We start from the raw sequence: 18,127 nt of genomic DNA on the forward strand, positions 1-18,127 counted from the left end.
TTCACCATCGGCAAGTACAAGCTGCTCGAGCGGGTCGGCGTTGGCGGCATGGGCCAGGTGTTCCTGTGCGAGCACATGTTCATGAAGCGGCGGGTGGCCATCAAGGTGCTGCCGCCCGCGAAGGCCGAGCAACCGGCCGCCCTCGGCCGGTTCTACCGCGAGGCCCGCGCCGCCGGGTCGCTCGAACACCCGAACATCGTCCGCACCCACGACATCGACCAGGACGGCAACCTGCACTTCATCGTCATGGAGTACGTGGACGGGTCGAACCTGCTGGAGATCGTCAAGAAGTTCGGCCCGATGAACGTCGGCCGGGCGTGCTCGTACCTGCGGCAGGTGGCCGGCGGCCTCGACTTCGCCTTCCGGGCCGGGATCATCCACCGGGACGTGAAGCCGGGCAACATCCTCATCGACCGCAAGGGGAACGCCCGCGTGCTCGACATGGGGCTGGCCCGGTTCTTCAAGGACCAGTCGGACATGCTGACCGTGAAGTACGACGACAAGATCGTCCTCGGCACGGCCGACTACGTCGCCCCGGAGCAGGTCGCGAACAGCCACGGGGTGGACGTGCGGGCGGACGTGTACGCCCTCGGCGCGACGATCTACTTCCTGCTCGCCGGCCACCCGCCGTTCCCGACCGGGACGGTGTCGCAGAAGCTGCTGTGGCACCGGACCAAGGAGCCGACGCCGATCCGCCAGATCCGCCCCGAGGTGTCCGAGGAACTCGCCGGCATCGTCGCGAAGATGATGTCGAAGGACCCAGGGATGCGGTACCAGACGCCGGCCGAGGTGGTGACAGCTCTGGCCCCGTTCGTACCGTCGCACGTCCCGCCGCCGGCGGCGGCCGAGATGCCGATCCTCTGCCCGGCCGTGACGGACGGCCAGGAGCCGGTCGTCGATCTCGTCGCCCAGGACGGCCACCTGTCCGAAGATGCGTCCGGCGTGCCGCTGCTGGCCGTGGCGGGGGCCGCGGCCGTCGCGACGGCGGAAGCCCGCCCGGCAAGCCGGCCGATGGTCAACCCGTTCGGCCCGCCGCCGGCGAACCCGTCGCCGTTCGGAACGCCGACGAACCCGGCCCCGTTCGGCGCGCTGCCGATGTCGAACAGCCGGCCGCCGATGCCGGGGCTGCCGTCGTCGCACAACCAGCCGCGGTTCGAGTCACCGGCCGGCCCGCGGTACGAGCCGATGCCGCTACCGACTCAGGGGCCGTTCGCGAACCAGACGGTCGAGGCCCGCCGCGAGGCGGTCCGCCGGTCCCAGGTGCATTCGCCGACGCCCGCGGCGTCCCCGGCCCAGAAGGCGGCGCTGTACCTGATCCTCGCCGCGTCCATCTTCGTCGGCGGCGGCATCATCTACTGGAAGTTCGTGAAGCCTCAACTCGCCGCCCCGGTCACGCAGCCGGCCACCACCAGGGCGAAGTAATTGGGGTTCAACCTGCCAGCGTTCCGTTTGACGGGTAGATAATTCGGGGGAAATCCGCCGCCCCTGCAAAATCGTTCTTGACTCGCGGTGAGAAAAGTTTAACATCGGTACTTGTGTAGTCGTACCCGAAGACACATGTTCCACCCTCTCCCATCCCTGACGCGGTTCGCCGTGGCAACTCTGTTGCTCACGGCGGGGCTGCTGTTCACCGGCGGGCGGGCGGACGCCGGGTGCGGCGAGCCGATGCTCACCCTCGGCCACGCGGGTCACGACAATCCGGATCACGGCCCCGCGAAGCCGTGCCACGGTCCGAACTGCTCGGCGGCCCCGGGCCCGACGCCCGCCCCGATCTCCTTCCCGCCCAAAGTCTCCCCGACCTCCGAACAGTGGGCCACTCACGCATTCGTGGCCCAACCGGGTTCCGACGGTGATTCTTTCCGTGCCATTCCGTCCTCCTTCGGCCGACCCGTCCGCCGCTCGATCTGCCTGCTCGACCCCCCTCGGTTCGCCTAATCGCGGATTGACCTGAGTTCGTTGAATTTCTGCGCTCGAATTCCGTGCGCAAACACTCGCACCCGACTCGTCAATCCGGTCCCCGTCGTGACCCTCGCCCTGCGGCGCGGCTTCACGATCAATCCCCGTCGATCGTTCACAGCCATCCGCGTACAGGGTCCGTTTTCCGGCCCCGTTCGCGCGCAGTCGGTTCGGACACGTCTCCCGCTTCGGGGGCGTGCGGATTCATACTCGGTCCGTCATTATTCTCTCCTTCCCAGGTGCTCTCATGGTCATTCGTCGTCGCTCCGGGTTCACGCTGATCGAGCTGCTCGTCGTCATCGCCATCATCGCCATCCTCATCGGGTTGCTGCTGCCCGCCGTCCAGAAGGTCCGCGAGGCCGCCGCCCGCGCGCAATGCACGAACAACCTCAAGCAACTCGGCATCGCCACGCACAACTACCACGACGTGTCCGGGTTCGTGCCCGCGTCGGACGCCGGCCCGCCGCCGGCCGGCGGCGGTAGCACGGGCATCTCCGCCCACGCCTACCTGCTGCCGCAACTCGAACAGGACAACGTCTTCCGGCTGATCGATCTGAACGTGGCCCACAACCACGCGAACAACGACGCCGCCCGCGGCATCGCGGTCAAGACGTTCCTCTGCCCGTCGGACCCGGTGACCCAGGTTCCGGCCGGGTGGGCCGGCAACAACTACCGGACGAACTCCGGCAACACGCTCTTGAACGGCCAGCCGTCCACCACGGCCGGCGACCCGAACGCGACGATGCCCCGGCCGAACGGCCCGTTCGTCCCGCGGCTGACGTTGAAGTTCGCCGCCATCACCGACGGGCTGAGCAACACCGCCGGGTGGAGCGAGCACCTGAAGGGGGATTTCAACCAGGGGCAGGCCACGTTCACCGACACGTTCCAGCCCGGCACGTACCCGAACACCGCCGACGAGGCCGTGGCGCAGTGCGCGGCCATCGACCCGAACAACGTCTCGTTCCAGGGCAACTCGGACATCGGCGCGCCGTGGCTCCGCGGCTACCACTCGACCACGAAGTACTACCACGTCTCGCTGCCGAACACCCGGTCGTGCATGTTCCCGCCCGGCCGGATCGCGACGACGGCCAAGAGCATGCACACCGGCGGCGTCATGGTCGGCATGATGGACGGGTCCGTCCGGTTCGTGACGAACAACATTAGCATCACGTCCTGGCGGGCGATGGGGTCCCGCGACGGCGGCGAAACGACCATCGACTGACCGCGGGTGAACGTCCGACAGACTTCTCGTCCTCCCCCGCGGGGCGGGGTTCGGGCGGGGTGAGCTTTAACCCGTGGCAAGGACCGCCTCGGAGAACGGGCGAGCTGCTCCCCCCAAACCCTCCCCGCGGCGGGAGGACGAAACCGAGCACCGCGACCGGCTCGACCGGCCGACAAGGATTCGAACACTCTCGAAGAGACCTTCGCCATGTTTCGCGTTCTGATGCCGGCCGCGGTACTACTGCTTGCCGGGTGCGGTTCCGACCAGCCGCTGCCGATGGCGACCACCGCCGAGAAGGCGCGGCCGGCCATCGAGGCCGCGCTAAATGCGTGGAAGGACGGCAAGACGCCGGACGACTTGCAGAAGCAGTCGCCGGCGGTGTACCTGCTCGACGCCGACTTCAAGCGCGGGGCGAAGCTCGCCAACTTCACGATCGACGGCGACGGCCGCCCCTACGGGACCGGCTACCGGTTCGACGTGACGCTCCAGCTCGACGGCGGGAAGGCCGGCGGCAAGAAGCTCGCCTACCGCGTCGTCACCGACCCGACCGTCAGCATCTCCCGCGAGGACGACTGACACCGATTCCCTCACCCGTTTCAGGACACAGGCCATGAAGAAATACTTAGCCGCGTTCCTCGGCACGCTCGCCGCGGGGTCGGCGCACGCCGACCCGCCGGCGGCGAAGCCGCTGCCGGTCCCGCTGACCCGGCCGGAGATGAAGCAGGCGCTCGAAGACCTGAAGGGCCGCACGCCGCGGTTCGAGCTCCCGCCGCCGACGCAAGAAGAGATCGCCAACGCCGGCGAGCGCGGCCTGAGCTACGAGGGCCGGCTGCGGTCGGTCTACATCGGCGGCGGAGAGAACCGCGGCCGCGGCGGGGCCGGGTTCGGCCGCGAGAACGAGCCGGGCATGACGCTGACCTATGCGTTCAAGACGCAACTGTTCTGGATCGTCAGCCGGACGAACAACTGCCTCTACTGACTGGGCCACCAGGAAACGAAGCTCGCGGTCGCGGGCTTAACGGAAGACGAGATCGCCGCCCTCGACGGCGACTGGCAGGCGTCCACCCCCAAGGACCGGACGGCGTTCGCGTTCGCCCGGAAGGTCAGCTTCGAGCCGCACCTGCTCTCCGACGCGGACATCGACGGGCTGAAGAAGCACTACACGGACCTCCAGATTTTGGAGATGCTGCTGTCCGTGGCGCAGAACAACGCGACGAACCGGTGGAAGGAGGGGGCCGGGATTCCGCAGTCGAAGGAGAGCAGCAACTTCGCCCGGAACGCGGAGAAGCCGCTGCCGACGGATCGAATTCTGCCGATCAAGACCTACCTCACGCCGACCTCGGAGAAGAACCGGAAGGCGGTCACGAAGGTGACGCCGCTGGCCGTCGATCCGAAGACCGGCAAGCCGACGACGGAGACCGTGGCCGTCCGCCCGGCGCTCGAACCGCGGGAAGAGGTCGAGAAGATGCTCGCGAAGGCCCGCGCGCGACAGCCGCGGCTGCCGCTGGTCGGGGAGGCGAAGGCCCGCGAAGTCCTGGGAGACGCCGTGACGGACAAGCCGCTGACGCGGTTCGAGCGGCTGCTCGCGAACTTCGCCGTCGCCGGGAAGGCCCGCGTCGCCGGCCAGCGGACGGCGGAGGAGAAGGGGAACCTGACGCCGCTGCTGAAGGCGCAGGTGAGCTGGGTCATCGCCCGGCAGGACCGGGCGTGGTACGCCACGGCCGAGGCGAAGCGGCGGCTGAAGGCGCTCGGGCAAACGGACGACCAGATTTACGCCCTCGACGGCGACTGGTCCGCGTTCGCGCCGGCGGACCGGGCGATGCTCACGGTCGCCCGGCAACTCGCCGCCTCGCCGATCGTCCTGACGGACGCGGAGGCGGCGGAGGCGGTGAGGCGGACGAGCACCCGCGACGTGGTGCAGCTCGTCAACTACACGACGGTGCGGGCGTCCTTCGACCGCATCACCGAGGCGGCCGGGCTGCGGGTCGAGGAGTGAGTTTCTTCCGCCCGAATGAGAGAGGGGTACTCGACGGTCGAGTACCCCTCGTTCGTTTCACGGCCCCCGGTTACCCTTCCTGGAGCGACTGGTTCTTCTTCCCCTTGTCGAACCCGCCCTCCTTTTCGGCGTCCTTGCCGGGCGGGGTCATCGGCCCGGCCGGCGGGATCGCCTTCTTGTCGTCCCCGCACCCGGTGGCCGCGGCGACGAGGACGAGTACCGCACATCGTAAGAATCGCGTCATCGGTATCTCCTTTTCCCCGGCGGGGGGTTAGTTCATGATGGCCGAGTAGTCGGGGGTGGTCCCGTCCGCCTTGGCGGAGATCTGCCGGAAGATGGTCGTGTCGCCGCCGGCCCGGACGGTACGGACGGCCCCGTCGGCCATGGCGAAGTTGATGACGCCGGTGTGGTTCGAGCTGTTGTTGTAAAACCCGGCCGCCGGGTTCGGGATGCCGAAGCTCGTCGGCGAAACGCCGCTGCTCATCCACCCGAGGGCGAGGTCCCGCGGCATCGTGCCGGTTCGGCCGAGCGTCTCCCCGAACATGAACGTGTTGCTCGTCCCGTCCGTGATGCCCACCAGCGTCGTCTTCGACCGGTTGCTGAACACCCCCTCCTGGCGGTCCACCGCCCCCGCCCCGGTGAACCCCAGCCGGCCCAGGCAGCCGGTGTAGTTCGTCCGCCCCAGGCCCTGCTCGGTCGCGGCCGCGAACGTCCGCCAGCTCAGCGTCCCGCTCGTGGCGGCGGCGGTGGCCGCGGACGTGGTCAGCCGGCTGACCATGTTCGGGCTGGTGTACGGGTCGTCCGACGACGGGCAGATGAACCCTGGTAGGCGGGTGTGCGCCGCCGTCCACGTCGGGCCGTCGCTCGTCCAGATCGGCCCGACCTGATCGACGTTCCAGTTCACGTTCAGTTGCCGGTAGACGTTCTCCTGCTCGAGGTGCGGCAGGAGGAAGGCCAGGACGCACACCCATTGGCCGTTGGCGAAGATGGTCGCCCCCGGAATGCCGCGGGGCAGGTCGCCGAGGTAGCCGGGCGGCAGGACGCCGTTCGCGCTTTCGTAGTTGTGGGCCGCCAACGCGATCTGCTTGAGGTTGTTTTGACACTTGAGGCGGGCGGCGGCCTCGCGGACCTTCTGGACGGCCGGCAACAGTAACCCGATCAGGATCGCGATGATGGCGATCACGACGAGCAGCTCGATCAGCGTGAACGCCGACCGCCGGGCGGGGTGGGAACGGGACGCTAGCATGAAACACTCCGTTGCGGCGAGCGGCGCGAATGATGTGGACGAAGTCCACGAAGATGCCGGTCGCCTGGCCAGGACGAAACAGGACACCGAATTAAGTCGTCGCGCGGGGCGACGAAGGGAGAAGACGAACGAGGACGAACCGAATGAAAAATGGCCCCCGCCGGCGAACCGTTCGCCGGATGGAGGCCGAGATTTCAATCGCTGAGTAACGCGAGTCAACTTGTAACCGACGTACCGCGCGGCAAGCGGCGAGAGTACTCGCGCGGACCGAGTCCGCGTGCGCGACGGCGGCTACTCATTCGTATGCGGAATCGCGCAGCGGTTCGCGCCAGGATTTCTCGTTTTTTTCTCAGTTCCATCCGGTCGGGCGTCACGCCAACAAGACCGCCTCCGCGACGAGGCCGGGGCCGAACCCGAGCATGACGCACGGCCGCGGGGCGTCCGCCCGGATCAACTCCCGGACGATGAACAGCACCGTCGGCGACGACATGTTGCCGTGGGTCGCGAACACCTCCCGCGACGCGGCGGTCGCGGCCCGCGGCAGGCCGAGGGCGGCCTCGACGGCTTCCACGATCTTCGGCCCGCCGGGGTGGACGGCCCAACTGCCGACCTCCGCGACCGTCAGGCCGTGTTCCCCTAACCAGGCCGTCATCCACGGGCCGAGGGATTCGGCGATCCGCTTCGGCACTTGCTTCGCGAGCGTCATCTCGAACCCGTTGTCGCCGATCAGCCACGTCATCGCATTCGCCGAGTCCGGGACGAGGCACGACCCGGTCGCCGCGACCCGCCACGGCCCGGCCCCGGCCGCGCCGACGACGGCCGCCGCGCCGTCGGCGAACAGGGCGTTCGCCACCACCTTCTCCGGGTCGTCGCCGAAGTGGTAGTGCAGGCTGCACAGCTCGACCGCGACGAGGAGCACGACCGCCGCCGGGTCCGCGGCCGCGTAGGCGTTCGCGACCCGTAGCCCGTTCAGCGCCCCGTGGCAGCCCATGAACCCGACGTGCGTGCGCTGCACCGTCGGCCGCAGGCCGAGTTCCCGAATCAGCGCGAAGTCGAGGCCGGGGGCCACGAACCCGGTGCAGGACACCGTAACGACGTGGGTGACTTCGGCCGGGCTGACGGCGGCGTTCGCGAGGGCTTCTTGCGAAGCCGTCACCGCGAGCGGCGGGGCACTCTCGGCGTACATCGCGTTCCGCACGCCGGTCGAGGGGCCGGGGAAGTTCGGGTCGCCGCTCGGCAGGAACGGCGAGCCGGAGTGCCGCGTGCCGTCGAACAGGTCGGCGATCACGTCGCGGCCGTGGACGAGCGCCCGCCGCCGGTTGCCGGAGCCTTCGTAGACGGCCGGGAGGAACCCGGACTCCCGCGAGGTCGGCCCGCCGATGACGCGGGCGACGCGGAGGCCCTCGTCGGCCGTGACGTGGCCGGGCGGCAGAGCCGTGCCGAGGCCGCGAATCTGAAAGCTCATGCGGGTCCACTTTCCTAAACGGCGGGCCGGTGCAGCAAGCGGATCACCGGCCGCGACAGTGCGGGAGCGAGGCGGAGCAGCTGCACGGCCGCGGCGCACAGCCGCGGCCGGCGGAGCGTCCACGCGACCGCACGACAGAGCGTTTGCCGGCGGCCGACGATCCGCCGGTGCGCCCGCGCCCAGTCATGGGCGAGTTCGTCATTCCACGAAGTCGCGGCCCGAACGGCGAAGGGACAAACCCCGACGGCGGACGAAATCGCCCATCCGATCCCCTCGCCGGTGAACGGCTCGACGTACCCGGCCGCGTCGCCGACGGCGAACCACCGCTCGCCCGCGACCTGACGCGCGGCCCGTGTCAGTGCGGGCGTCCCCTTCCAGTCGGCCGTCGAAAGCCCTGGAAAATCAGGCAGTCCCGCGTCGGCGAGGATTTTCATCGCCGCCGGCCCGAGGCCGCCACTGACCTTCACGAACGCGGCGTCGAACGCCGCCGCGACATCGAGCCGGCCGCCTTCGACGAGAACGAGGCCGACGTACCCGCCGGCCGCGGACGCCATGTAAACCGTACCCGGCGCGCACCACGCCGGCGGGTCGGCGACCATCGCCCCGGCCCCGATCCGCGACCCCGGCGCGGCGTCGGCCGCGAGTTGCCCGTTCAACCCGTCGGCCACGATCACGACGCGGGCCGATGTGAAAACTTGTTCGAGGCGTACACGCCGGTATCCATCGACGACCTCGCCCATCGCCGCCCGCGTGCCCGGAAGGAACTCCGCCCCGGCCGCGACCGCCTCGCGAATCAACTCGGCGTCGAGCGCTTCGCGAGACAGGCTCACGCCACCCGGCCACGCCAGCCGCGCCGTTCGCCCGCCGGACGCGAGCTTCACCCCGTCGAGGGGTAAGGCCCCCAGCCGCGACGGGACTTCGCCCACCCCGGCGGCCGTGAGCGCCGCGAGCGCGGTGCGGTTCAGGCAGCTGCCGCAGACCTTCGACCGCGGGAAGTGGGCACGGTCGATGAGCAACGTCTTCAACCCGCGGCCGGCCAGCAGCCCAGCCGTCACCGACCCGGCGGGTCCGGCCCCGATCACGGCCGCGCCCCAAACGGCGTTCGCGGCTTCGGAAGTCGTGATGGTCGCGGGAATGCTCACGGCTTCCCCCACGGGAGCAGGAACCGGGCCGGAAACTGCGAAGAAGCGGTCACGCCCTTCAGCCCGGCCCGATCCGCGAGGGCGAGGGCTTCCGCCCGCGTGAACGCCGCGCGGAGGGAAGTCGGCCCGTCGTGTCGAACGACCCGCGTTCGCCCGACGAAGTAACTCGCCAGCCAGACGAGGACGTAGTTCATTCGCGAGCGGTCGAGATCGCTGACGAGCGCCAAACGTCGCGCTGCCCGGTCCATGCGTTGCAGCAGGAGAATCGCATCCGGCTCGTCGAGGTGGTGGAGGAAGAGGGAGCACGTCACCACGTCGAACCCGGTGGGAAGGTCGGCTTTTAACACGTCGTGTTCAAAGAACGTCACGGGCGCGGCCAGTTCCTTCGCCCGTTCGCGGGCGGCCGCGACGGCCGTGGGGCTGATGTCGCACCCGACGACTTCCATTCGCAACCCGGACCGCGCGGCCCGCTTCCACAGGCCGAGCGGCGTGTCGCCCGACCCGGTCGCCACGTCGAGGACGCGGAGCGTCCTCGACTGTTCGCGGGCGAGTCGCTCGATGGGTCGCCACAACCCGGCGGCGGGCCGGCTGACGCGGTTGATCCGCGCCAGCCCCGCCAGCGCCCGGCGGTGGTCGGCGGGGTCGAGCCGCGGGTCGTCCATCAGTTCGGCCCGCCGGACGCGGCGGCTCAACGACGCGAGCATGACCTCATTCTAAGCCGGTCGATAAAACTTCGACATGACACCCCAGCAAGCCCTCGCCGCCGGCCGGCTGGCCGACGCCCTCGCGTTGCAGGAAGAGGAGGTCGCGGCCCGGCCCGATGACGCGGCCGCCCGGCTGTTCCTGTTCGAGTTGCAACTGCTCGCGAACCGCTTCCGCGAGGCGTGGCGGACGGTCAGTGCCATCGCGTCGGCGGACCCGGCGTGGCCGAAGGCGCGGCGGTGGTACCGGCGGTTGGTGCGGGCCGCGCACGCCCGCACCACGGGCCGGCGGCCGAGTTTCGTGGCGGACGTTCCGGCCCACGCCCGCCGCCGGTGGAAGGCAATTCGCGCGAACGACCCGGCGGCCGCGCTCGACTGGATCGACCGGGCGGACCACCGTACGCCGCACGTCCTCGGCCACGTGGACGGCCGCGAGTTCGACGGCCTCCGCGACGCCGACGACCGGTTCGCGAGCGTGTTGGAGGCGTTCGTCGGAGGCGGGTACGTGTGGCTGCCGTTCGAGCAGTTGCGGCGGGTGACGATCCCGGCCGCGACCGGCATCCTGGAGGGGGCGTATCGCCCGGCGCGGGTACGGCTCTGCGACGGCGAGGAGTTCAACGCGGTGCTGCCGCTGGTGTATCCGGGGTCGGATTCGGACGAGGCGTTCCTGTTGGGCACGGACACCGACCACGTGAACCCGGACGGCGGCCCGGTCCGGTGCGTCGGGGCGAAGCTGCTGCTGATCGGCGAGGAGGAACTGGCGCTCGGCGAGGTGAGGCAGCTCGACGTGAAGGCGTGGGCGTGAGACCTTGACTTCCGAAGTCCGGCTTCGACTTCGGAAGTCGATCCCGCGCAGGGGGAGTCCGAAGTCCCGGCACCCGCCCCTCCGTCCGCTCGACTTCCGAAGTCGAAGCCGGACTTCGGAAGTCGGCCGCTAAGCCGCCGCCTGCGGCTCGTCCGGCCAGTCGTCGATGCGGGTCGCCACCTGCTTGCTCACGCCGCTCTCCTGCATCGTCACGCCGTGCAGCACGTCGGCCATCGCCATCGTCCGCTTCTTGTGCGTGACGATGATGAACTGCGACTTCTCGCGGAACTCCTGAATGATGTCCGCCAGCCGCCCGGTGTTCGCCTCGTCGAGGGCCGCGTCCACCTCGTCCAGCAGGCAGAACGGACTCGGCCGGCTGCGGAAGATCGCCAGGAGGAGCGCGATCGCCGTGAGCGTCTTCTCGCCCCCGGACAGCAGCGAGATGCTGCGGAGTTCCTTCCCCGGCGGGCGGGCGGTGATCTCGATGCCGGTTTCGAGGATGTCGGTCGGGTCTTCGAGCACGATGTCCGCCATGCCGCCGCCGAACAGCTTGCGAAACAGCTCCTGGAAGTGGACCGTGATCGTCTTCAGCGCCTCGGAGAAAAGGCGGCGGCTGTCCGTGTTGATCTGCTCGATGATCTCCAGGAGCGACTTCTCGGCCGCGTTGAGGTCGTCGAAGTCGTTGCGGATCGCCTTCTCGCGGGCCTCCTCGGCGGCGAGTTGCTCGAGGGCTTCGAGGTTCACGCTGCCGAGCTTCGCGAGCTTCCGCTTCAACTCGTCGATCTCGTCCTGCAGCTCGTCGAGCGGCCGGTCGAGTTGAACCGCCTCCTGTTTCGCGAGTTCCGGCAGTTCGACCTGATAATCTTCGCGAATCCGGCCGGCGATCGTTTCGCGGCGGTTCACGAGGTCGCGGACGGTCAGCTCGTGGGCGTGGGCCTGGTCCTGCCGCTGCTTCCAGGCGTCGCGAATCGCCTTCAGTTCCTCCTGGACGCGGTCCCGCTCGGCCCGCAGCGCCTCCCGCTTCGCGGCCCACTCGGCGACGGCGTGCTCGCGGTGTTCCTTGTCCGCGTAAGCCTGGGCCGCGGCCGCCGTCGCCCGGAGCATCGCGAGCTGGCACTCGACGATCCGCTCCCGCGACGTGCGCTCGGCGTTTGCCAGGTTGATCGCGTCGATCTTCCGCTGCTTCGTTTCGGTTTCGAGTTCCGCGCACCGCGACCGTAACGCCGCGGCCTGTTGCTTCACCCGCGTCAGCGCGACCTGGGCGGCCGTGTTCTCGGCCTGCCGCGTCTCGCGGTTCTGCTCGGCGGCGCGAATCTGCTCCTCGGCTTGGCTCAGTCGGGTCCGAAGAGTCGTCGCTTCCGCGTCGGCCTCTTGGGCGAACCGTTTCGCGTCCTCCCACGCGGCCTCGGCTTCCTGAAGTTCCCCCGCCTGGATGGCCGACTCGCTCACGACCAGCGCGGCCTGCTCGGTCAGCCGCTCCCGCCGCTGCCGTTGCTCCAGCATCCGGTCGCGGAGCGTGCCGGCCTCGCCGGCGAGCGTCTGAATCTCCGCGGCCCGGCCGCCGATCGGCGCGTCGAGCGCGTCGGCCTTATGGCGAAGCCGCGTCTGCTCCCGTTCCAGGCCGGCGACCTTCGATTCGAGGGTCGCGACCTGCTCGCGGAGTTCGCGGAGTTCGCTCTTCCGCGAGACGATCCCGGCGTCCGTGCGGGCCGGGCCGACGACGACCGTGCCGTCCGGTTCCAACAGCTCCCCGTGCCGCGTCACGAACCGCCGGCCGGCGTGTTCGGCCGCCGCCGCCCGCGCGGCGGCGAGGTCGTCCACGATGACCACGTCGCCGAGCAACTGCCGCGGAACGTCGGGGAGGGCGCAGGACAGGAGGTTCGCGGCGGAATTGGGCACCAGACTGTTATCGTCGATTGCAGACTTCAACGGGATGAACCCGACGCGGCCGGGGAGGTCCGCGAACTGCGCCAGCACGGCGTCGAGCGCGTCCGCCCGCACGACGAACCGCTGGGCCGCGTCGCCGAGGGCGATGTCGATGAGCGGCGCGATCTCCCGCGGGACGGTCAGCAGGTCCGCGACGAGGCCGTGAACCGCCGGGTGCGGCAATTCTGACAGCACGGCCCGGACGCCCGCGCCGATCCCTTCCAGGCTCAGTTCGAGGTTCTGCAACACGTCGGCGCGGCCGGTCAGCGCGCTCCGCTGCTCGCGGAGCGAGTCGAGGTCCGGCTGCAACCCGTCGGCCTGCCTTCGGTGTTCGGTCTGCTGGTGCTGGAGGTCGGCCAGCCCCTGCCGCGCCGCCGCCAATTTCTGTTGAACGTCCGCGTCCGACCGCGACAGGTCGTCGAGGGCCTGGCCGATGGCGTTCGCCTCGGCCGTCACCCGCTCGCCCTCGGCCTTCTTCCGCGCCAGTTCCCGCCGGAGCCGCTCGACCTCCGACCGGTTCCGGTCCGCGGACGAATGGAATTGGGCCGCCCGGCCGACGACGGCGAACTGCTGCTCGCGGTCCGCCTGCGCCTGCCGGGTCAGCTCGCCGAGGGTGGCCGTGACCACGTTCAGCGCTGAGGCCGCGGCGTCCGCCCGGTCCTGCTCCGCGTCCGCGGCGTTCGCCGCGTCGGTCGCCTCGGCCCGCCCCTTCGCCAACTCGGTTTCGAGGGTGCGGAGCCGGAGGCTCAGGTCCGCCCGCTGCTTCCCTAGCCGTAGGCTTTCGCTTTCGAGGTTGGCGAACTGCTCGCGGCCGGACTTCACGGCCGCCTCGTGCTCGGCGATCTGCTGCCGCGACTCGCCGAGCCGCTTCTCCTGCACGCGGAGCGCCTCGTCCGCCCGCCCCAGGTCCCAGTCGAGTTTGCCGATGGCCTCCTCGCCGGACTCGGTCCTCGTCGTCGCGTCGGCGACGGCGGCCCGCAGATTCGCCAGCACGCCCTCCTGGTACGTCAGCGTCTCGGTCAGGTCGCGGAAGTCGTGCAGCCCGACGTGGATTCGCAGGTCGCGGAGCTTCGCGTGGTACTCTTGATACTTCTGCGCCTTCGCAGCCTGCGCGGTCAGCTTCTGGAGGTTCTTTTCGAGTTCTTGCAGGATGTCGCGGACGCGGTTCAGGTCGGTATCGACCTTCTCCAACTTTCGGAGCGTTTCGAGCTTCTTGACGCGGAACCGACTGATGCCCGCGGCCTCTTCGAAGATGTGCCGCCGGTCCTTCGTGGACGCGACGAGCAGGGCGTCCACCCGGCCCTGCTCGATGATGCTGTACGCCCCCTGGCCCGCGCCGCTGCCGAGGAACATCTCCTTGATGTCCTTCAGCCGGGCGACGGTGCCGTTGATGAGGTACTCGCCCTGGCCGTCGCGGTAGACGCGGCGGGTCAGCTGCACCTCGTCGCCGTCGAACGCGAGCTGCCGCTTGGCGTTGTCGAACGTCATCGTCACCTCGGCCAGGCCGAGGCTCTTGCGGGTGGACGACCCGTTAAAGATCACGTCCGCCATCTCGCCGCCGCGGAGGGACTTGGCCGACTGCTCGCCGAGGATCCACTTGACGGCATCGACGATGTTCGACTTGCCGCTGCCGTTCGGCCCGACGACGGCCGTGACGCCGGGGGCGAAGTCGAACCGCGTCTTGTCCGCGAACGACTTGAACCCGATCAGTTCCAACCGCTTGAGCATGACCCACCCCGCCCGGCGGGATACTGCCGGGTCTCGTCATTATTCGGCTTTTCCGGGGTCGGAGGGTGAATTTCGTCCGCGGAAGCGGCATAATCGGAGCGACGGAAAAAGTCCCACGAGGTCGTTACATGATTCGCACGTTCGTTGCGACGTTCGGCGTGTTGCTCAGCGCGTCCGCGGCCGTCGCCGACCCGCCGTTGAAGGTCCCGGCCGGGTTCGAGATCAAGAAGGTCGCCGGGCCGCCGCTCGTCAAGTTCCCGGTCATCGGCGACTTCGACGAGAAGGGCCGGCTGTACGTCATCGACATGGCCGGGCCGATCACCCACAAGGAAGTCGCAGAGAAGAAACCGGCCCACAAGATCGTCCGCCTCGACGACACGGACGGCGACGGCACGTTCGACAAGGCGACCACGTTCGCGGACGAACTGCCGTTCCCGGAAGGGTGCATGTACCTGAACGGCTCCGTCTACTCCGCGTGCCCGCCGCACATCCTGAAGCTGACCGACACCGACGGCGACGGCAAGGCCGACAAGCGAGAGGTCTGGTGGGACGGCAAGACGCTGACCGGCTGCGCCAACGACCTGCACGGCCCTTACCGCGGGCCGGACGGCTTCGTCTACTGGACCAAGGGCGCGTTCGCGAAGCAGGAACTCACGCTCGGCAGCGGCAAGAAGTTCACGACCCGCGCGTCGCACGTCTTCCGCGCGAAGCCGGACGGCAGCGGGCTGGAAGTGATGATGACCGGCGGCATGGACAACCCGGTCGGCGTGGCGTTCACCGCGTCCGGCGACCTGATCGTGAGCAACACGTTCCTCCAGCACCCGGCCGACGGCAACCGGGACGGCCTCATCCACGCCGTCCCCGGCGGCGTCTGGGGCAAGGACCACGACCCGATCTACGAGCACCCGTGGACCTCGCCGAAGACGATGCCGATCATGACGCACATGGGGCCGGCAGCCCCGGCGGGGATCGCGCGGTTCCAGTCCTCGAGTTTCGGCGACGACTATAAGAACAACTTGTTCTGTGCCCAGTTCAACCTGCGCAAAGTGAGCCGGCACGTTCTGATTGCGAAGGGGGGAACTTACGAAACACGGGACGGCGACTTCGTCACGAGCGACGACCCGGACTTCCACCCGACGGACGTGATTCCGGCCCCCGACGAATCGCTCCTAGTCATCGACACGGGCGGCTGGTACAAGCTCTGTTGCCCGAGTTCCCAACTCGTGAAGGCCGACGTTTTCGGCGGCATCTACCGCATCAGGAACCCGAATCCGCCAGCGACGGTAGGCTTTCGAGCACCCCCCCCGCCGCTCCCGAGTTTCCCCGGTACATACTCGCTCCACGACCGAAGGCGATGGGCCGAGAAGGCCACCGCGAAAGACATCCCCAAGTTGCTCGAAACGTCCGCCGTGCCCCACGACCAACACGTCGATCATGCCATCACCTACGCGCTTATTCGGATCGCCGATTACGACGCCACCGCCCGCGGCTTAACGTCCGAGAATGCGTTGACGCGACGAAGCGTTCTAGCCGCACTCGAAGCCATCGACGCAAAGCGGTTAAAGCCGTCGGACGTGCTCCCGAACCTGTCGGTGAAGAGTGACGAACTCCGCGAAACTGCGTGGTGGATCGCCGCGAAGCACCCGGAATGGGGCGGCGAACTCGTCGGCTACTTCCGCGAGCGGCTCGCCGCGAAGCTGTCGGCCGTGGAGCAGGAAGACCTGACGAACCGGCTGGCGAAGTTCGCGAAGAACGAGGCCGTGCAGAAGCTGCTGGCCGAGCACGCGACGAACGCCGTCGCACTGCGGGCGATGGCCCGCGCGAACCCGAAGGCCGTCCCCGCGGCGTGGGCAGACGCCCTACCGCACGCAGTCGTCGGCAACGCGGCCGAAGCGTTCGCGACGGTCCGTGCCCTTCCATTCAAGACGTTCCCGAAGCCGCTCGCGGACGCCATCGCCGCCGTGGCGTCCGATGCGAAACAGCCCGCCGACCTCCGCCTCGCGGCACTGGGCAGCTTTCCGGACCGGGCCGACCAGCAGGAACTGTTCGCGTTCGTGTTGACAGAGTTGGCGACCGACAAGCGGTCCGCCGCCGCGGACGTGCTATCGCGCGGCAACTTCTCGCCGCCGCATCTCGTGAAGCTCGCCGCCGTGCTGAAGGCCGTCGGCCCCGTCGAACTCGCGAAGCTACTCCCCGCGTTCACAAAGTCCACGGACGAAGGCGTCGGCCTCGCGCTCCTCGCGGCCCTCAACGAGCCGAAGCTGCGGGCGGCCGTCCGCACGGAGCAACTCAAGCCGATCCTCGACAAGTACCCGGCGGCGGTGAAGGCCGAGGCCGCGAAGCTGTACGCGATCCTCGACGCCGAGATTCAGAAGCAGCGGGACAAGCTCGACGCGCTCGTGAAGGAGCTACCGGCCGGCGACGTGCAGCGCGGCCACAAGGTCTTCAACAGCCAGAAGGCCGCGTGCGCGACGTGCCACAAGATCGGGTACGTCGGCGGCACGACCGGCCCGGACCTCACCCGCATCGGCAGCATCCGCACCGAGCGCGACCTGCTGGAAGCGATCGTCTTCCCGAGCCTCAGCTTCGTCCGCAGCTACGAGCCGGTGAACGTCAACACGCTCGACGGCCGGCAGTTCAACGGCATCTTGAAGAAGGACGCGCCGGACGAGATCGTGCTGGTCGTGGCCGCGGACAAGGAGGAACGCATCGCCCGCGACAACGTCGAGACGCTGAAGCCGGGGAGCGTGTCGATCATGCCCGCGGGGTTGGATCAGCAACTCACGAAGCAGGACCTTGCCGATCTCGTGGCGTTCCTGAGGGCGAGTAAATGAGGCTTCTCGTCATACTCGTGGCGGCCGCCGCTCACGTCACGTGGCCGCTCGCCGCAGCCGAACCCAAGTACATCTTCGGGAGCGATGGGACCACGGCCGCGGTCATCGTCGAAGGCCGGGCGTTGGCCCATTCCGGTCAGGCGTTCGCTACGGATTGTGATGAGCTATTCCACGGCCTGCCGCCAAAGTATCGTTCCAACATCGTCAAGCTCAACGTCTACGCGAAGGACGTGGGGGCGGCCGACGCCGCACGGCAGTCCATCAAGCGCCAGTACCCGACGAACCCGCCGGCGGCGGCGTTCGTTGTCGGTCAGCTGGCCGACCCGAAGGCGACGCTCGGCATGGACATGGTCTACGCCGTGCCGCCCGACGGCGAGTATTCACACACCCTTCGCGCGAATGGTTCCCGCGTCTACGTCTCCGGGCAGGCCGAGAAGGGCGCGACGCCCGCCGAGGCCGCTCGTAACACGCTCGCGAGCCTCAAGAAGACGCTCGCTTGGCTCGGCTGCACGCCGGCCGACGTGGTGCAGGCGAAGGCGTTCCTGAAGCCGATCACGGCCGCCAACAACGTGCGAACGGAGTTCGCGGCGCTGTTCGAGAAGGGCAAGGCCCCGCCGCTAATTTTCGTCGAGTGGGAGTCGTCGTTGCCGGTCGAGATCGAACTGATCGCGAACGCCCCGACGCCGAAGGACGCGAACCCGCCGCCGGTCGAGTTCCTAACGCCGCCCCGCATGACCGCGTCGCCGGTCTACTGCCGTGTCGCGCGGGTGAACGCCCCGGAAACGATTTACATCAACGGCCTCTACTCGGCGAAGACGGAACGGGCCGGGCCGGGTGAAGTGCCGGACGTGTTCGCACTGCTCCGTGACGTGTTGAAGAAGTCGGACAGTGACTTCCGCCATCTCGTGAAGGCGACGTACTACGTCTCGGCGAACGACGTGAGCACGGCACTCAACGAGTTGCGGCCGAAGTTCTACGACCCGAAGCGGCCGCCTGCGGCGTCGAAGGCGATGGTCGCCGGCGTCGGGATGAAGGACCGGTCGTTCACGATGGACATGATTGCCGTACGGAATCGCTAGACTTCTACCTTCACCCATGTGGGCAAT

Annotated in this window: 14 protein-coding genes; 8 read left to right on the forward strand and 6 right to left on the reverse strand. The window is 68.8% G+C overall.

What is annotated here, in order from left to right; genetic code table 11:
- The 5 genes from AC5JJ2_RS11025 to AC5JJ2_RS11045 form a co-directional block, all read left to right on the forward strand.
- Positions 1-1,422: serine/threonine protein kinase (locus tag AC5JJ2_RS11025; protein WP_495858037.1), on the forward strand; the 1,422-nt coding region annotated here is incomplete at its 5' end.
- A gap of 781 nt (positions 1,423-2,203) precedes the next feature.
- Positions 2,204-3,178 (forward strand): DUF1559 domain-containing protein, encoded by a 975-nt coding sequence (locus tag AC5JJ2_RS11030; RefSeq protein WP_495858038.1) that lies wholly within the window; start codon positions 2,204-2,206, stop codon positions 3,176-3,178.
- Between the two features lie 207 nt (positions 3,179-3,385).
- On the forward strand, positions 3,386-3,754 hold the full coding sequence (locus AC5JJ2_RS11035; protein ID WP_495858039.1) for a hypothetical protein: 369 nt from the start codon (positions 3,386-3,388) through the stop codon (positions 3,752-3,754).
- Between the two features lie 34 nt (positions 3,755-3,788).
- Positions 3,789-4,157, forward strand: coding sequence for a hypothetical protein (locus AC5JJ2_RS11040; RefSeq protein WP_495858040.1), 369 nt, complete (start codon positions 3,789-3,791; stop codon positions 4,155-4,157).
- A gap of 204 nt (positions 4,158-4,361) precedes the next feature.
- The gene (locus tag AC5JJ2_RS11045) at positions 4,362-5,174 is read left to right on the forward strand and encodes a carboxymuconolactone decarboxylase family protein (protein WP_495858041.1); all 813 of its coding nucleotides are present in this window, start codon (positions 4,362-4,364) and stop codon (positions 5,172-5,174) included.
- A gap of 70 nt (positions 5,175-5,244) precedes the next feature.
- Here AC5JJ2_RS11045 and AC5JJ2_RS11050 read toward each other — a convergent pair whose 3' ends face one another.
- The 5 genes from AC5JJ2_RS11050 to AC5JJ2_RS11070 form a co-directional block, all read right to left on the reverse strand.
- The gene (locus tag AC5JJ2_RS11050) at positions 5,245-5,418 is read right to left on the reverse strand and encodes a hypothetical protein (RefSeq protein WP_495858042.1); all 174 of its coding nucleotides are present in this window, start codon (positions 5,416-5,418) and stop codon (positions 5,245-5,247) included.
- A gap of 27 nt (positions 5,419-5,445) precedes the next feature.
- Positions 5,446-6,420 carry a DUF1559 domain-containing protein gene (locus AC5JJ2_RS11055; protein WP_495858043.1) on the reverse strand — a complete coding sequence of 325 codons (975 nt, stop codon included), beginning with the start codon at positions 6,418-6,420 and terminating at the stop codon, positions 5,446-5,448.
- 370 nt (positions 6,421-6,790) lie between these two features.
- The gene (locus AC5JJ2_RS11060) at positions 6,791-7,885 is read right to left on the reverse strand and encodes a type III polyketide synthase (protein WP_495858044.1); all 1,095 of its coding nucleotides are present in this window, start codon (positions 7,883-7,885) and stop codon (positions 6,791-6,793) included.
- Positions 7,886-7,899: 14 nt separating this feature from the next.
- Entirely contained in the window at positions 7,900-9,027 is a 1,128-nt protein-coding gene (locus AC5JJ2_RS11065) for an NAD(P)/FAD-dependent oxidoreductase (protein ID WP_495858045.1), read from the reverse strand.
- Positions 9,024-9,731 carry a methyltransferase domain-containing protein gene (locus tag AC5JJ2_RS11070; RefSeq protein ID WP_495858046.1) on the reverse strand — a complete coding sequence of 236 codons (708 nt, stop codon included), beginning with the start codon at positions 9,729-9,731 and terminating at the stop codon, positions 9,024-9,026. Before AC5JJ2_RS11070 ends, AC5JJ2_RS11065 begins: the two co-directional genes overlap by 4 nt.
- A gap of 34 nt (positions 9,732-9,765) precedes the next feature.
- Here AC5JJ2_RS11070 and AC5JJ2_RS11075 point away from each other — a divergent pair, with 34 nt between their 5' ends.
- On the forward strand, positions 9,766-10,533 hold the full coding sequence (locus AC5JJ2_RS11075; RefSeq protein ID WP_495858047.1) for a type VI secretion system accessory protein TagJ: 768 nt from the start codon (positions 9,766-9,768) through the stop codon (positions 10,531-10,533).
- A 129-nt stretch (positions 10,534-10,662) separates the two neighbouring features.
- Here the strand turns inward: AC5JJ2_RS11075 and smc are convergent, their stop codons facing one another.
- A complete protein-coding gene (gene smc / locus AC5JJ2_RS11080; protein WP_495858048.1) occupies positions 10,663-14,187 on the reverse strand; it encodes a chromosome segregation protein SMC in 3,525 nt (1,174 codons plus the stop codon).
- A gap of 128 nt (positions 14,188-14,315) precedes the next feature.
- Between smc and AC5JJ2_RS11085 the strand changes: the two genes are divergently transcribed.
- Together AC5JJ2_RS11085 and AC5JJ2_RS11090 are read left to right on the forward strand one after the other, a co-directional pair.
- Entirely contained in the window at positions 14,316-17,021 is a 2,706-nt protein-coding gene (locus tag AC5JJ2_RS11085) for a PVC-type heme-binding CxxCH protein (protein ID WP_495858049.1), read from the forward strand.
- The gene (locus AC5JJ2_RS11090; RefSeq protein WP_495858050.1) at positions 17,018-18,100 is read left to right on the forward strand and encodes a Rid family hydrolase; all 1,083 of its coding nucleotides are present in this window, start codon (positions 17,018-17,020) and stop codon (positions 18,098-18,100) included. The genes AC5JJ2_RS11085 and AC5JJ2_RS11090 overlap by 4 nt, the downstream gene beginning before the upstream one ends.
- Positions 18,101-18,127 lie beyond the last annotated feature (27 nt).

The sequence above is a fragment of the Limnoglobus sp. genome, assembly GCF_059499385.1.

What these genes read in the sequence shown, in the direction of transcription:
- AC5JJ2_RS11030 (WP_495858038.1), top strand. Translation starts at nt 2,204, where the DNA reads ATGGTCATTCGTCGTCGCTCCGGGTTCACGCTGATCGAGCTGCTCGTC.
- AC5JJ2_RS11035 (WP_495858039.1), top strand. Translation starts at nt 3,386, where the DNA reads ATGTTTCGCGTTCTGATGCCGGCCGCGGTACTACTGCTTGCCGGGTGC.
- AC5JJ2_RS11040 (WP_495858040.1), top strand. Translation starts at nt 3,789, where the DNA reads ATGAAGAAATACTTAGCCGCGTTCCTCGGCACGCTCGCCGCGGGGTCG.
- AC5JJ2_RS11045 (WP_495858041.1), top strand. Translation starts at nt 4,362, where the DNA reads ATGCTGCTGTCCGTGGCGCAGAACAACGCGACGAACCGGTGGAAGGAG.
- AC5JJ2_RS11050 (WP_495858042.1), bottom strand. Translation starts at nt 5,418, where the DNA reads ATGACGCGATTCTTACGATGTGCGGTACTCGTCCTCGTCGCCGCGGCC.
- AC5JJ2_RS11055 (WP_495858043.1), bottom strand. Translation starts at nt 6,420, where the DNA reads ATGCTAGCGTCCCGTTCCCACCCCGCCCGGCGGTCGGCGTTCACGCTG.
- AC5JJ2_RS11060 (WP_495858044.1), bottom strand. Translation starts at nt 7,885, where the DNA reads ATGAGCTTTCAGATTCGCGGCCTCGGCACGGCTCTGCCGCCCGGCCAC.
- AC5JJ2_RS11070 (WP_495858046.1), bottom strand. Translation starts at nt 9,731, where the DNA reads ATGCTCGCGTCGTTGAGCCGCCGCGTCCGGCGGGCCGAACTGATGGAC.
- AC5JJ2_RS11075 (WP_495858047.1), top strand. Translation starts at nt 9,766, where the DNA reads ATGACACCCCAGCAAGCCCTCGCCGCCGGCCGGCTGGCCGACGCCCTC.
- smc (WP_495858048.1), bottom strand. Translation starts at nt 14,187, where the DNA reads ATGCTCAAGCGGTTGGAACTGATCGGGTTCAAGTCGTTCGCGGACAAG.
- AC5JJ2_RS11085 (WP_495858049.1), top strand. Translation starts at nt 14,316, where the DNA reads ATGATTCGCACGTTCGTTGCGACGTTCGGCGTGTTGCTCAGCGCGTCC.
- AC5JJ2_RS11090 (WP_495858050.1), top strand. Translation starts at nt 17,018, where the DNA reads ATGAGGCTTCTCGTCATACTCGTGGCGGCCGCCGCTCACGTCACGTGG.